The sequence below is a fragment of the Achromobacter sp. FW305-C-30-7 genome, from assembly GCF_058783105.1.
In genome coordinates this window covers 993,772-1,006,156 of sequence record NZ_JBYSYI010000001.1, presented here as the reverse complement: position 1 = coordinate 1,006,156, position 12,385 = coordinate 993,772, and the positions used below count along the sequence as shown (strand labels likewise).

13 protein-coding genes are annotated in these 12,385 nt (G+C 61.4%); 6 read left to right on the top strand and 7 right to left on the bottom strand.

Annotated elements, in window-relative coordinates; translation table 11 throughout:
- Positions 1-18 precede the first annotated feature (18 nt).
- From AC3WOB_RS04640 to AC3WOB_RS04630, 3 genes are all read right to left on the bottom strand, one after another.
- The gene (locus tag AC3WOB_RS04640) at positions 19-417 is read right to left on the bottom strand and encodes a hypothetical protein (protein WP_492274326.1); all 399 of its coding nucleotides are present in this window, start codon (positions 415-417) and stop codon (positions 19-21) included.
- Positions 418-428: 11 nt separating this feature from the next.
- Positions 429-1,358 (bottom strand): DMT family transporter, encoded by a 930-nt coding sequence (locus AC3WOB_RS04635; RefSeq protein ID WP_041654337.1) that lies wholly within the window; start codon positions 1,356-1,358, stop codon positions 429-431.
- Positions 1,359-1,511: 153 nt separating this feature from the next.
- Positions 1,512-2,489 carry an alpha/beta fold hydrolase gene (locus tag AC3WOB_RS04630; protein ID WP_492274325.1) on the bottom strand — a complete coding sequence of 326 codons (978 nt, stop codon included), beginning with the start codon at positions 2,487-2,489 and terminating at the stop codon, positions 1,512-1,514.
- Positions 2,490-2,561: 72 nt separating this feature from the next.
- On the opposite strand from AC3WOB_RS04630, the gene AC3WOB_RS04625 reads away from it, so the two are divergent.
- The gene (locus AC3WOB_RS04625) at positions 2,562-2,987 is read left to right on the top strand and encodes an RrF2 family transcriptional regulator (RefSeq protein WP_492274324.1); all 426 of its coding nucleotides are present in this window, start codon (positions 2,562-2,564) and stop codon (positions 2,985-2,987) included.
- A gap of 51 nt (positions 2,988-3,038) precedes the next feature.
- Here AC3WOB_RS04625 and AC3WOB_RS04620 read toward each other — a convergent pair whose 3' ends face one another.
- Positions 3,039-4,022 carry a Bug family tripartite tricarboxylate transporter substrate binding protein gene (locus AC3WOB_RS04620; protein WP_013396133.1) on the bottom strand — a complete coding sequence of 328 codons (984 nt, stop codon included), beginning with the start codon at positions 4,020-4,022 and terminating at the stop codon, positions 3,039-3,041.
- A 291-nt stretch (positions 4,023-4,313) separates the two neighbouring features.
- Positions 4,314-5,843, bottom strand: coding sequence for an MFS transporter (locus tag AC3WOB_RS04615; RefSeq protein ID WP_492274323.1), 1,530 nt, complete (start codon positions 5,841-5,843; stop codon positions 4,314-4,316).
- A gap of 175 nt (positions 5,844-6,018) precedes the next feature.
- Here AC3WOB_RS04615 and AC3WOB_RS04610 point away from each other — a divergent pair, with 175 nt between their 5' ends.
- The 4 genes from AC3WOB_RS04610 to AC3WOB_RS04595 all read left to right on the top strand — a co-directional run bounded on the left by AC3WOB_RS04610 (position 6,019) and on the right by AC3WOB_RS04595 (position 10,203).
- Positions 6,019-6,918, top strand: coding sequence for a LysR family transcriptional regulator (locus tag AC3WOB_RS04610; protein ID WP_492274611.1), 900 nt, complete (start codon positions 6,019-6,021; stop codon positions 6,916-6,918).
- Between the two features lie 191 nt (positions 6,919-7,109).
- Positions 7,110-7,397: a co-chaperone GroES gene (groES, locus tag AC3WOB_RS04605; protein ID WP_006221616.1), complete on the top strand. Its 288-nt coding sequence runs from the start codon at positions 7,110-7,112 to the stop codon at positions 7,395-7,397.
- A 37-nt stretch (positions 7,398-7,434) separates the two neighbouring features.
- Positions 7,435-9,075, top strand: a complete 1,641-nt coding sequence (gene groL, locus AC3WOB_RS04600) for a chaperonin GroEL (protein WP_013396136.1) — start codon at positions 7,435-7,437, stop codon at positions 9,073-9,075.
- Positions 9,076-9,276: 201 nt separating this feature from the next.
- Positions 9,277-10,203, top strand: coding sequence for a YihY/virulence factor BrkB family protein (locus AC3WOB_RS04595; protein WP_013396137.1), 927 nt, complete (start codon positions 9,277-9,279; stop codon positions 10,201-10,203).
- 11 nt (positions 10,204-10,214) lie between these two features.
- Here AC3WOB_RS04595 and AC3WOB_RS04590 read toward each other — a convergent pair whose 3' ends face one another.
- Together AC3WOB_RS04590 and AC3WOB_RS04585 are read right to left on the bottom strand one after the other, a co-directional pair.
- Positions 10,215-10,712, bottom strand: coding sequence for a MarR family winged helix-turn-helix transcriptional regulator (locus AC3WOB_RS04590; protein ID WP_013396138.1), 498 nt, complete (start codon positions 10,710-10,712; stop codon positions 10,215-10,217).
- Positions 10,713-10,794: 82 nt separating this feature from the next.
- Positions 10,795-11,631, bottom strand: coding sequence for a helix-turn-helix domain-containing protein (locus tag AC3WOB_RS04585; RefSeq protein WP_492274322.1), 837 nt, complete (start codon positions 11,629-11,631; stop codon positions 10,795-10,797).
- Positions 11,632-11,778: 147 nt separating this feature from the next.
- Here AC3WOB_RS04585 and AC3WOB_RS04580 point away from each other — a divergent pair, with 147 nt between their 5' ends.
- Positions 11,779-12,333, top strand: coding sequence for a GNAT family N-acetyltransferase (locus tag AC3WOB_RS04580; RefSeq protein WP_492274321.1), 555 nt, complete (start codon positions 11,779-11,781; stop codon positions 12,331-12,333).
- Positions 12,334-12,385: the final 52 nt, after the last annotated feature.

Sequence of the window (12,385 nt, the reverse complement as noted above, 5' to 3'; positions counted from 1 at the left end):
TGGATACGACGACTCAGGTCAAGATTCGCAGATCCAGTCCGTAGGCCGGTCATCCGCCGCAAATCGTACGGCCGGCCAATAGCCATCCATGAACCAAGTCGCGTCGCGCGGCGCCAGGTGCAGCACGTAGCCCCCGTCGGCCGCGACGATCAGGTCAGATGGCGTGAAGTGTTCCAGGAACGTCACAGGGGGATCTTCGGGGTCGCCGCTGTCGCGTCCCTCCTGCCAGAGGAAATGCAGCGCCGCGTCGCGGTGCGTATCCAAGACTTGAGCGATCGATCGTGCCCGCGCCAGCAGCGGCTTCGCCGCCAGTGGATCGGCTTCAAGCAGCACCACGCGCAGCCGGCCGCCGTCGGCGGTCGCGCAGTCCAGCCAGGTCTCCTGGGCCAGCATGTTGTCGTGGGTATAGGGCTGCATGGAAGGACCGTTTATCGGCGCTGTCGCGCCTCGGCACGACGCCGGCCGACGTGCATGATAGCCATGCCCGAGATCGCAAGGGCGGCGCCGATGAACAGATTCGCGGGGGTGGCTTCGCCCAGCCAGAGACTGGAAAACAGCACGCCGAACACGGGCACCAGCGTGATGTAGCCGGAGGCCGCGCCGGCGCCCAGCGCCTTCACGCCTTCGAAGTACCAGGCGTAGGCGATCGCGGTCGCCCCGAACGCCAAAGCCAGCAGGCTACCCCAGGCGCTGGCCGGCGCCTGTCCCAGCCTCTGCCAAGCGGGAACGCCTTCCACGATCAGGCTGGTGAGCAGCAGCATCAGCGCGCCGATCACGGTGGTCACCGTGGTGGTGGTCAGGGCGTCCACGCCTTTGAGCACCAGCCGGCCGATCAGGGTGTAGGCCACCCAGCAGGCCACGCAGCCGAGCAGCAGCAGTTCGCCGATGCCCACGCCGGAGCCGGCGGCGGCTTGTGAAACCCCGCCGCCGATGGCGATATACGCACCGATGGCCGACAGAACCATGCCAGCCAGGATGGCGGGGTTGAGGTGTTCGCGGAACAGGATCGCCGCCAGCAACAGCGTCGCGCCCGGATTCAGCGTCACCACGATCGCGGCCTTGCCGGCCGGAACCAGCTGCAGGCTCAACATGAAGAAGCTGGAGTAACCAAAGACGCCCGCCAGCGCGGCGGCGGCCAGGCCGAGCCATTGATTGCGCGTCAGAGACTTCAAGCCCCGCAGCGCCGACGCGCGATGCATCCACAGGACCAACGCCACACTGGCAAACAGGAATCGAAGGCTGGCCGCGGCCAGTGGGGCCATGGACTGGGCGACGACCTTGCCCCAAGACCAGGACGCGCCCCAGAGCGCTGCCATGCCGACCAGGCGCAGGTGCGTGGCCATCAACGTATTTTTCATTTGTGCTTCGAAAGTGAGCCGCAGTGGTCGCGCGAGGCGACGGTGCAAACGCAAGGCATCGAGCTTGTCCATCCGTGACAGCCGTCAGTGCGCATGCGGGATTTTAGCTGGCGCAGTTTCAACGCGATATTGCAATATGGCTCCTTCGCACGCTCAAAGGCTCCTCAGGAAATCGACGAGCGCCTTGTTGACTGCCTCGGGGGCTTCCTGTTGCAACCAATGCCCCGCGCCGGGAATGACTTCAATAGCGCGCAGCTGAGGAACGAGGGCTGGCATGGCCGCGATGACCTGATCCATGCCGGGAATCGCCAAGCCAGTATCCCTTTCTCCTACGAGATAGAGCGCAGGCACATCCACCGTCTTTCCCTCCAAAGCCCCCTGTAGCGCCCAATTGCGGTCCAGATTCCGGTAATAGTTGAGGCCGCCACGAAAACCGCTGGCGGTGTAGCTTTGGACAAAGGTCGCCAGATCCGACGAAGTGAGCCAGACCGGCAGCGTCTCAGGGACAGGCAGCGAATGGAGCAAGCCCCGGCCAGCGGCGACCATGCCAAACGGATTGGGCGTGCCAGGGTCGTCACGCGGTCCGGCGTCGCCCGATGCCGCGAAGTAGATGGCGCGCAGGGTTGCGCTGATGTCGCGCTCGAATTCCCCTTCGGCAACTCCCGGCTCGTTGAAATAATGCGTGTAAAACGCGGCGGACTCGGTTTTGGGGAAGAGGCGGCTGGGTGCAACCGGCGCTCTGCGCATCATGGGAACGCCCAGGGCGACGACGGCCCGAAAGCGGTCCGGACGCAATTGGGCTGCCTGCCATGCGATGCTGGCGCCCCAATCGCCACCCACGATCACCGCATCATCGGCTCCCTCGCTTTCGATAAGCGCGACCAGGTCGCCAATGACATCCAATGTCGTGAACGCCGCCACATCCGTCGGACTGTCGCTGGCACCATAACCGCGCAAATCCGGGGCCACGGCGCGGAATCCCGCCCGCGCCAGGGCTGGAAGCTGGTGGCGCCAGGCATAAGCGGTCTCGGGGAAACCGTGGCACAGCACGACGAGTGGACCTTCGCCCTGGGCCGTGACATTGAGCGTGATGCCGTTGGCGGTCACATCGCGTGTTTCAAGGTCGATCATCGGGTTAGCTCTCAGGAAGTATCCGGCGCAGCTATAATACCGTAACACTTGTAGTTACGGTATTTCGATCCCATGGCCAATGACACCCGCCTTGCCCGTTTGCTGCACGTCTTGATCCACATGCATTTGCGCGGCGGCACGACCACTTCTGGAACGCTGGCCAAAATGCTGCATACGAATGAGGTGGTGGTTCGCCGATCCATGGCGGCGCTGCGCGCCGCCGGCATGGTGACCTCCACGGGCGGGCGCAATGGCGGCTGGGTACTGGCCAGGGGGCTGGAAACCATCACCGCGCGCGATGTCCATGAAGCCATCGCCCATGGCACGGTCTTTGCCATCGGGCCGGCCGACGACAATCCTGCCTGCCCCGTGGAACGAGCGGCGAACCAATTAGTGGCGGATTCCCTGCGCGAAGGCGAGCATGCCTTGCTGCAACGCTTGGGCGCGGTATCGCTTTCCGAGCTTGCCGCGGAGATTGCCTCGCGCGAGGAAGGATGACGCCGTAGAGTTGAATGAGCTACGCAGGCGCAGCTTTTATCGTTGTTCTATCTACTGTTCCTTCAGCCCCAACGACTTCATCAACGGGGCGAACAATTTCTTTTCGTCCTGCACGCGCGCGGCATAGTCGGCCACGCGCAGCGGTAGCGCCTCGGCGCCCGCATCGAGAAAGCGCGCCTGGATCTCCGGCCGCGCGAGCACTTTGTTGATTTCGGCGTTCATGCGATCGACCACGTCATCGCGGGTGCCAGCGGCGGCATACACGCCGAACAGGCTGTCCGCGAACACACCGTCGATGCCGACCTCGGAAAAGGTTCGTATGTCGGGCGCCACGGCAGCGCGTTGCCGGCTCGCCACCGCAAGTACCTTCAGTTTGCCCGCTTGCACCATGGGAAAGACCGTGGCGGGTCCAAACGCGAAGTCGATCTGGCCCGCTGCCAGGTCTTGTATCGCCGGCGCCACGCCGCGATACGGCGCATGGGTGGCCTGCATGCCAGTAGCCTGCTTGAGCAGCTCGCCGGCCAGATGCGGCGTCGTGCCGTTTCCGGCCGAACCGTAATTGAGAGGATCGGGCCGCTTGCGCGCGTATTCCACGAACTCTTCGAGCGTATTGACGCCAAGCGAGGACCGGACAAACAGGAACAGCTGGCTGTTGGCCAGCAAGGCAACCGGCCGCAGGTCTCGCTGCGGATCGAACGGCATGCTGGCGAACATCAGTGGGTTGACCGATTCGGTCGTCGATGGATTGAGCAGGAAGGTATGGTTGTCTCCACCGTTGCGCACAACCTCGGCCCCCGCCACGTTGCCGCCCGCACCGCCCCGATTCTCCACGATAACGGTCTGCTTCAAGGCCTCGGCCAAGTGCGGCTGCACCGTGCGCGCCAGCACGTCGACCAACCCTCCGGGCGCCAGCCCCACCACCAAGCGCACGGGCTTGACGGGCCAGGCCTGAGACGGCGTTTGCGCATGGCTGCCCGTCGCCCAGCCGGTCAGCGCCAGCATCATCATGGCCAGACAACGTCTACGCAACAGCATGCGATTCTCCTTATGGGGGCTCACCCCGCGATCCCGCGCACGGTGCGTCACATGCCGCACCACGGTGAACCGCCTTGATGCCGCATCGCGGCGGCGGCCCTGCATCCGCCGCTCATTCTTCACAAAAGTTTAAGCATAAAGAATCCCGGATAACCCTAACTGCCGGCGACAAGCGCGGCTTATCGAGACGGCTTCAGTCCAAATGACCTGCCCCCCGCAAATCCGTTTCGTGGCTTCTTCTCCCCCCACTCGGGGCGCTGAAAAGTGACGCGCCCCCCTAACCTGCGCGACTCAGTTATGCATCTTCGTTTTTCCCAACAGTAGAAACACCAAAACTGCTGTCGCTGCCGCAGCAGCTGCCAAGACAAGGAGCTGGAACTGAAAGGCGCTCTCATACACCTGCAGCAAGGAATTTTGTTCCATCATCGGTAGGTGAATCATGGCGTTTTGCAGGTCGCTCATCGCCAGCCGATTCGAAGCCTTTACCAACTCGCTCGTTCTCACGTGACCTGACGCGCCATCCTCGGCTGCAGCTGCCAAGCCCGATAGAATCCGAGCAGACAGGATGGCCCCGACCACTGCGATCGCGATGCCATCCCCAGCCAGACGAATCGCGTTGAAGATCCCCGCCGCCATGCCGGCCCGCTCTTTGGGCACCACGCTGACCGCCAGACCGTCCATAAGTCCCCATGGCAAACCGATACCCGCGCCGATCAGCAGCATCGCAGCCAAGCGGTTACTTTGGACATCGCCAGCAATGCCGTAACCCAACCAGGACAAACCGGCCGCGGCGATGACAAGGCCAATACTTGACAACACTCCGACATTGATCCAGCGCGCCAGTTGGCCTGCGATCAAAGGAACCACCAGTAATGGCGCAGACAACGCAATCATCATCTTCCCCGCCGCCAACGCGCTGTAGCCTTCCATCCCGATGAATCGGGCGGGCAAGATGATGAGCAGCACGATGTATGCATAGGCCGGCGCAACCGCCAACACCTGCACGCCTACAAAGCGCGCGTTAGCGAATAGGGAGAGGTCGAGCATAGGCTTGGCTCGCCGCAGTTCAATGAAGGCGAAGACGATCAACAGTCCAACGGCACTCGCCAAAGAAGTCAGTACCGACGTGTGGCCCCAGCCCTGCTCGGGGGCAAGGATGAGGCCGTAGGTGAGCACGGCGAGGCCGATAGTGAAGGTGATAGCTCCGGGCCAATCCAACCCCGTAGCTTCGGGATCACGTGTTTCACGTGCAAATAGCGAGATCAGGACGGAAGCAAGCAATGCAACCCCTGCCGGCGCTAGAAACACCCAATGCCAACCCACGGTATCGATCAAGAATCCGGCTAGGAACGGACCAAATGCAGCTCCCGCGCCAAAGGTCGTCCCAATCAAACTGAAAACACGAGTGCGTGCGTGTCCGTCGAACTCCTGTGTCAATGCGGCCATTGCGCCCGCGAACGCCGCAGCTGCCCCCAGCCCCTGGATCAACCTCAAAATGTCGATCCACAGAACGGATTGCATGAAAGGAATTGCAGCCGTAACGAGCGCGAACAGGACCATGCCCGCCAACCAAAGCCGCTTGCGCCCATACGTGTCCGCCAGACTCCCTGCGGCTAGCGTCGCACTGCCGTAGGTAAGGATGTAGGCGTTGATGATCCAAGTAAGTTCCGCGGCGCTCCCCCCAAGAGCCTGATTGATTGAGGGCACCACCACAGCGGGGCCGGCGATGCTTAATGGGATGACCGCTGCTGTCAGGCAGCCAGTCAAGATTAATGGGGCTTTGTAGGCTGTCGAGCCTGCGGCTGAAGTGCTGACTGTCATCGGGTATCCAGGCAATAGGCCAAAGCCACGCAGGAATCCTCACGCCGCTGCTGGCTTAGGCGTGGGCGGAGTTCCGCTGTGGCACTCCCAATTAATGCTACAGAGGAATCAATGTGGCAAAAATATGGGTAAATTCATCGCTGACATGACTAATTTGTCACTTATTGGAGGCGGAATGGATAGCCTGAGTGGTATGACAATTTTTGTGCTGGTCGCTGAGGTGCGTAGCTTCGCGGCTGCTGGGCGCCAATTGGGCGTCTCCGCATCGGCAATCAGCAAGGGGGTAGCCCGGCTCGAGGAAAAACTCGGCGTGCGCTTATTTCAGCGCAGTACCCGCAGCGTCAGCTTGACACCAGAAGGCACCCTGTTCCTTGACCGCTGTCGACGGATCCTGGCTGAAATCGCCGCGGCAGAGAATGAATTGACCAGCACAACCGCCAGTCCTAAGGGCCGCCTGCGGGTGAGTCTGCCATTGGTCAGCGGTCTGATGCTGCCGGCAATATCGGCCTTTGCACATCGCTACCCTCAGATTGAGCTGGATCTGGACTTCAGCGACCGGCTAGTGGACGTCATCGCCGAAGGCTTCGATGCCGTGGTGCGTACGGGCGAACTCAGCGACTCCCGTTTGTTAAGCAAGCGCCTGGGCAGCAGCCGCTTCGTGTATGTCGGTGCGCCTGGTTACTTCGCACAACGAGGGACGCCGCTCCATCCGGAAGAACTGACGCAACACGCCTGTCTGATGCACCGATTTCCGACTACTGGCACGCTAGAGAAATGGCCATTTGTCCGCCCGCCATCGGAAACGGTGATTCGTCTGACGGCCAGCATGACCAGCAACCACGTCGAGACGCTACTGCATATGGCAGTGCAGGGCCACGGCATTGCCTGCCTGCCTGACTTTGCCGTTCAACCGGCATTGGAAAGTGGCGCGCTTCAGATTGTGCTGGATCGGTGGGCGGGTAGTTCCAGCACGTTTTGGGTCCTATGGCCGTCCAATCGGCAGCTATCTCCCCGAGTCCGGGCATTTGTAGATTTCATGGCAGAGAACCTATTTACCGAACCGAATCTTGTTTAGAAATTCGACTGAACTTCGGCATCAGTGTGGTTCGACGCTCGCCAGCTTCCCCCAATATGTAACAACCCGCCCCCTCCCCCTTGAACCCTAGAACATCATCCCTATAATTAGCACTCGACACCGGTGAGTGCTAACAAGCGTTCCCGGGCCTAACCGATCATTCCCTTCTCTTTTAGCAACAGGAGTTCCTCATGGCCTTGCGTCCCCTGGGCGATCGCGTGATCGTCAAACGCCTCGAAAACGAGCGCAAGACTGCATCGGGCATCGTTATCCCCGACAGCGCCGCTGAAAAGCCCGACCAGGGTGAAGTCGTGGCCGTCGGCCCCGGCAAGAAGACCGAAGACGGCAAGATCCTGCCGGTCGACCTGAAGGCTGGCGACAAGGTTCTGTTCGGCAAGTACGCCGGCCAGTCCGTGAAGGTTGACGGCGAAGAGCTGCTCGTCATCCGCGAGGACGAAATCCTCGCCGTGGTCCAGTAAACCCCGCCTCAAACGAATTTTCGAAGGAAGCTAAGAAATGGCTGCCAAGCAAGTATTGTTCGGTGACGACGCCCGCGTGCGCATCGTCCGCGGCGTGAATGTTCTCGCCAACGCTGTCAAGACCACCCTGGGTCCCAAGGGTCGCAACGTCGTGCTGGAGCGCTCGTTCGGCGCCCCGACCGTGACCAAGGACGGCGTCTCCGTCGCCAAGGAAATCGAACTGAAGGACAAGTTCGAAAACATCGGCGCTCAGCTGGTCAAGGACGTTGCCTCCAAGACCTCCGACAACGCCGGTGACGGCACCACCACCGCCACCGTGCTGGCCCAGGCCATCGTTCAGGAAGGCCTGAAGTACGTTGCCGCCGGTTTCAACCCGATCGACCTGAAGCGCGGCATCGACAAGGCTGTCGCCGCCGCCGTCGCTGAACTGAAGAAGCAATCCAAGCCGGTCACGACCAGCAAGGAAATCGCCCAGGTCGGCTCGATCTCCGCCAACAGCGACACCTCCATCGGCCAGATCATCGCTGACGCGATGGACAAGGTCGGCAAGGAAGGCGTCATCACCGTCGAAGACGGCAAGTCGCTGGAAAACGAGCTGGACGTCGTCGAAGGCATGCAATTCGACCGCGGCTACCTGTCGCCCTACTTCATCAACAACCCGGACAAGCAAGTTGCCGCTCTGGAAGATCCGTTTGTCCTGATTTTCGACAAGAAGATCAGCAACATCCGCGACCTGCTGCCCGTGCTGGAACAAGTTGCCAAGTCGAGCCGTCCCCTGCTGATCATTGCAGAAGACGTCGAAGGCGAAGCCCTGGCCACCCTGGTTGTGAACAACATCCGCGGCATCCTGAAGACGACCGCCGTCAAGGCTCCTGGCTTCGGCGACCGCCGCAAGGCCATGCTGGAAGACATCGCCATCCTGACGGGCGGCACGGTGATCTCCGAAGAAACCGGCATGTCGCTGGAAAAGGCCGGCCTGGCTGAACTGGGCCAAGCCAAGCGCATCGAAGTGGGCAAGGAAAACACGACCATCATCGACGGCGCTGGCGACAGCAAGTCGATCGAAGCTCGCGTCAAGCAAGTCCGCATCCAGATCGAAGAAGCCACGTCCGACTACGACCGTGAAAAGCTGCAAGAACGCGTGGCCAAGCTGGCCGGCGGCGTTGCCGTGATTCGCGTTGGCGCTGCCACCGAAGTCGAAATGAAGGAAAAGAAGGCTCGCGTCGAAGACGCCCTGCACGCTACCCGCGCTGCAGTGGAAGAAGGCGTTGTGGCTGGCGGCGGCGTTGCTCTGCTGCGCGCCAAGCAAGCCATCACCGACCTGAAGGGCGACACGCCTGACCAGAACGCCGGCATCAAGCTGATCCTGCGCGCTGTGGAAGAGCCCCTGCGCACCATCGTCACCAACGCCGGCGAAGAAGCCAGCGTCGTGGTCAGCAACGTGCTGAACGGCAAGGGCAACTACGGCTACAACGCCGCGACCGGCGAGTACACCGACCTGGTCGAGCAAGGCGTGCTGGATCCCACCAAGGTGACCCGCACCGCCCTGCAAAATGCCGCTTCCGTCGCCAGCCTGCTGCTGACCGCCGAAGCTGCCGTGGTCGAACTGGCCGAAGACAAGCCCGCTGCTCCGGCCATGCCCGGCGGCATGGGCGGCATGGGCGGCATGGACTTCTAAGTCCCGCTACCCTTGCAAGGCCTCCCCGGCTTCGGCCGGGGAATGCAGTATCCCGAAAAACCCCCGGTCCTTCGCCCCGGGGGTTTTTCTTTTTCTGCCGCAACGCGGCCTCGCCAAAGAACACGTTTGCGCACAATCTGCGGGTTTCGCCGCGGCGCATGCGTCCCTACAATAAAGGGTCCGCAGAACGAGCCTAGCCCCATGCGTTTTTCCAAGACCCTGTTGCGTGTACTGCGCCCGGCCGAAATCGGCGGGCTGTTGATGGACTCCGCCAAGCAGTGGTCCACCCATCGCGCCTCCAGCAAGGGCGCGGCGCTGGCGCTGTACATGGTGTTTTCGCTGGCGCCCATGCTGATCCTGGTGATCGCCGTGGCGGGCGCATTTTTTGGCGAGGATGCGGTGCGCTCGGAACTGTTCACGCAGTTGCGCGATTTGATCGGCGACCGCGGCGCGGAGGTGATCCAGACGGTGCTGGCCAGCGCCCACGAATCGGGCGGCGGCTGGATCGCGGCGCTGATATCGATTTTCGTGCTGATCTTCAGCGCCACCACGGCCTTCGCGGAATTGAAGGCCAGCCTGGACGAGCTGTGGGAAGTTTCCGCCAACCAGAAAAGCGGGCTGCACGGCATGGTGCGCAGCCGCATGCTGTCGTTCGGCCTGGTGCTGGTGCTGGCGCTATTCCTGCTGGTTTCACTGAGCGTGAACGCGGGCCTGGCCGCGGCGCGCAGCTATTACGGCGATTTGTGGACCGCGTCGTCCTTCGCGCTGGTGGCGGAGTGGATCTCCAACTTTTTTTCCTTCTCCATCGTGGTGGCGCTGTTCGCGGTGATCTTCAAGCTGCTGCCGAGTGCCAAGATTTCCTGGCCGGACGTGATACCCGGCGCGATCGTGACGGCGGCGCTGTTCCTGGTCGGCAAGTGGGGCATCGGCGTCTATCTCAGCCGTGGCGCGGCGGTGTCGGCGTACGGCGCGGCGGGATCGCTGATCGCGCTGCTGCTGTGGATCTACTATTCGGCGCAGATCTTCTTCTTTGGCGCGGTCTTCACGCGCCAGTTCGCGCTGCGCTTTGGCAGGAACAGCGCGTCCGCGCCAGCGCCGGCAGACTCAACGGCGGCGCCGGACGCCTGAATCCGACGCCGTCAGGCAGCGGCGTCGTCCTGTTGCTCCAGCCCCGCCATCAGACGCAGGCATTTCAGGAACACCGGCCGCAGCTCCTCCGGTATCGGCGCCAGCACTTCCGCTTCCACGGCCGCGTCCTGCGGCAGGATGCGCGCCAGCAGCGCGATGCCCTCTTCGGTGATCTCCAGCGCATAGGCCCGGCCGTCCTGGGCCGAGCGCTTGCGGCGCACATAGCCCTTCTTGGTCATGCGGGCGATCATTTCGGCAAAGGAATTGCGGTCCAGCGCGATCAGTTCGGCGATGCGGTTCTGGGTCGCACCGGGATTCTGGTAGACGGTGATCAGCAGCGCCTTCTGGCGCGGGGTCAGGTCTTCGTCGGGAAAGGCCTGCGCGAACAGGGCTTCGGCGCGGAAATGAGCCCGGCGCAGCAGATGGGACGCGACCTGGGTCAGATCGAACGCCTGCAAGGCCTGGGGAGCGGCCTGGTCGGCAGGGGCACGTCGGGATGTAGCGGTCATCGGGCTTCCAAGGGATGGATGTCAGCGGTCATGGCATTGTTCCGCAGTTCTATAAGATAGCTCACGCCCCTTTCAGGCTTCATCATGTCCTGCCTTTCCGGTAGTCGGTCAACCCCACGCCGGTATGGCGCTTGAAGAACTTGCCCAAATAGGAGGCGTCGGCGAAATGCAGCTCCTCTGCAATCTGCTGCACGGATTTCCCGGGCTGGGTAAGGCGCTTTTTTATCTCCAGCACGACCTGCCTGTCGATCAGCGTCTTGGGCGCGTCGTTGAAGAACCTCCTGCTCAACTGCGACAGGTAGTACGGAGTGATGTGCAGCAGCCCTGCATAGAATGCCACCCCGCGCTGTTGCACGCAGTGCTCCGAGATCAGTTCCCAGAATTTCCAGCAGACCGCCTCCGATCTGCTGAAGTCATTCTGCGTCCCGGCCCCAAGGCCTTCCGTCTTTTCGCAGATCCACAAGAACAGGTTTTGGACATGGTTGACGATCATGGTCCGCTTGTAGGTCCCGCACTGCTCATGGATCAGCGCGGCCTGGCCCTCCCAGGCCCTTGAATAACGTGGCGACAGTTTTTCCGCGGCGAAGAACGGCGAACGGCTCAAGAAGGAAAACAGGCTGTTGGGCAGGGCGTGCGCAATCTCCGCGGCGATCGACCGGTTCATCAAATAGCAGACGCACGAAAAGTCATCCGACTTGCGTTTGATGAGCGCGATGGAGTCTTCTGCCAGGACCAGCAGATCGCTTTTCTTCATGCGGTGTGGCTTGAAGTTCACTTCCCACTCAGCGCTACCTTCGCGGCAGATCAACACCGCCACATACGACAACGCCAAGGGGTGCCCCACCTGTCCGTCGAACCCATAGAGACCGATGCAGAAGTCTTCGAGGCCCGTATACGAGAGTTGAGAGAGAGTTTTCATTTATGCATAAATTCTAAAGGAATCCTCATAAATTTCGGCTCTTTGTTTTCATAATTACCTAATCTACTCAAGACTGTCTGTTATCAATCGCGTGGGCAACTCCTAGAATTCCAGCTGTTGTTTTCATTGCTGAAAGGAAGGGAAATCATGCTGCGCACCGAACGCCTCATCTTGCGGCCCTGGCACACCGACGACGCGCCGAGCCTGTTTGAGTATGCGAGCGACGAACGGATCGGCCCCGCCGCGGGCTGGCCCCCGCATACAAGCGTCGAACATAGCCGGGAGATCATCCAGACGATTCTTTCGCGGCCACTGGCCTATGCCTTGACACTGAAGGCAGACAACACCGCCATAGGCCTGGTGGCGTTGCTCATGGGGAAGGACAGCAATTTCGACATTGCCGATGATGAAGCCGAAATCGCGTATTGGATCGGCGTGCCGTTCTGGGGCCACGGACTGATTCCTGAAGCCGTCAGGGAGCTGATGCGCCACGCGTTTGAAACGTTGAACTTCAACGCGCTATGGTGCGGCTACTTCGCCGACAACGAGAAGTCGCGCAAGGCCCAGGAAAAGTGCGGCTTCAAGCATCATCACACCGAGGAGAACAAGTTCAATCAGTTCATGAACGACTACCGGACGGAGCATGTCAGCCGCATCGGCAAGGAAGAATGGCAGACGCTGGCGGCTTCGAAATCGCATTGACTTGAGGAGGGCTGCTGTCTATGATCCAAAATATAGTACGTATACGTATTTA

Coding starts and splice junctions, on each gene's coding strand:
- groL (WP_013396136.1), top strand. CDS start 7,435: ATGGCTGCCAAGCAAGTATTGTTCGGTGACGACGCCCGCGTGCGCATC.
- AC3WOB_RS04585 (WP_492274322.1), bottom strand. CDS start 11,631: ATGAAAACTCTCTCTCAACTCTCGTATACGGGCCTCGAAGACTTCTGC.
- AC3WOB_RS04625 (WP_492274324.1), top strand. CDS start 2,562: ATGGCCAATGACACCCGCCTTGCCCGTTTGCTGCACGTCTTGATCCAC.
- AC3WOB_RS04580 (WP_492274321.1), top strand. CDS start 11,779: ATGCTGCGCACCGAACGCCTCATCTTGCGGCCCTGGCACACCGACGAC.
- AC3WOB_RS04595 (WP_013396137.1), top strand. CDS start 9,277: ATGCGTTTTTCCAAGACCCTGTTGCGTGTACTGCGCCCGGCCGAAATC.
- AC3WOB_RS04615 (WP_492274323.1), bottom strand. CDS start 5,843: ATGACAGTCAGCACTTCAGCCGCAGGCTCGACAGCCTACAAAGCCCCA.
- AC3WOB_RS04610 (WP_492274611.1), top strand. CDS start 6,019: ATGGATAGCCTGAGTGGTATGACAATTTTTGTGCTGGTCGCTGAGGTG.
- AC3WOB_RS04590 (WP_013396138.1), bottom strand. CDS start 10,712: ATGACCGCTACATCCCGACGTGCCCCTGCCGACCAGGCCGCTCCCCAG.
- AC3WOB_RS04640 (WP_492274326.1), bottom strand. CDS start 417: ATGCAGCCCTATACCCACGACAACATGCTGGCCCAGGAGACCTGGCTG.
- AC3WOB_RS04620 (WP_013396133.1), bottom strand. CDS start 4,022: ATGCTGTTGCGTAGACGTTGTCTGGCCATGATGATGCTGGCGCTGACC.
- AC3WOB_RS04630 (WP_492274325.1), bottom strand. CDS start 2,489: ATGATCGACCTTGAAACACGCGATGTGACCGCCAACGGCATCACGCTC.
- AC3WOB_RS04635 (WP_041654337.1), bottom strand. CDS start 1,358: ATGAAAAATACGTTGATGGCCACGCACCTGCGCCTGGTCGGCATGGCA.
- groES (WP_006221616.1), top strand. CDS start 7,110: ATGGCCTTGCGTCCCCTGGGCGATCGCGTGATCGTCAAACGCCTCGAA.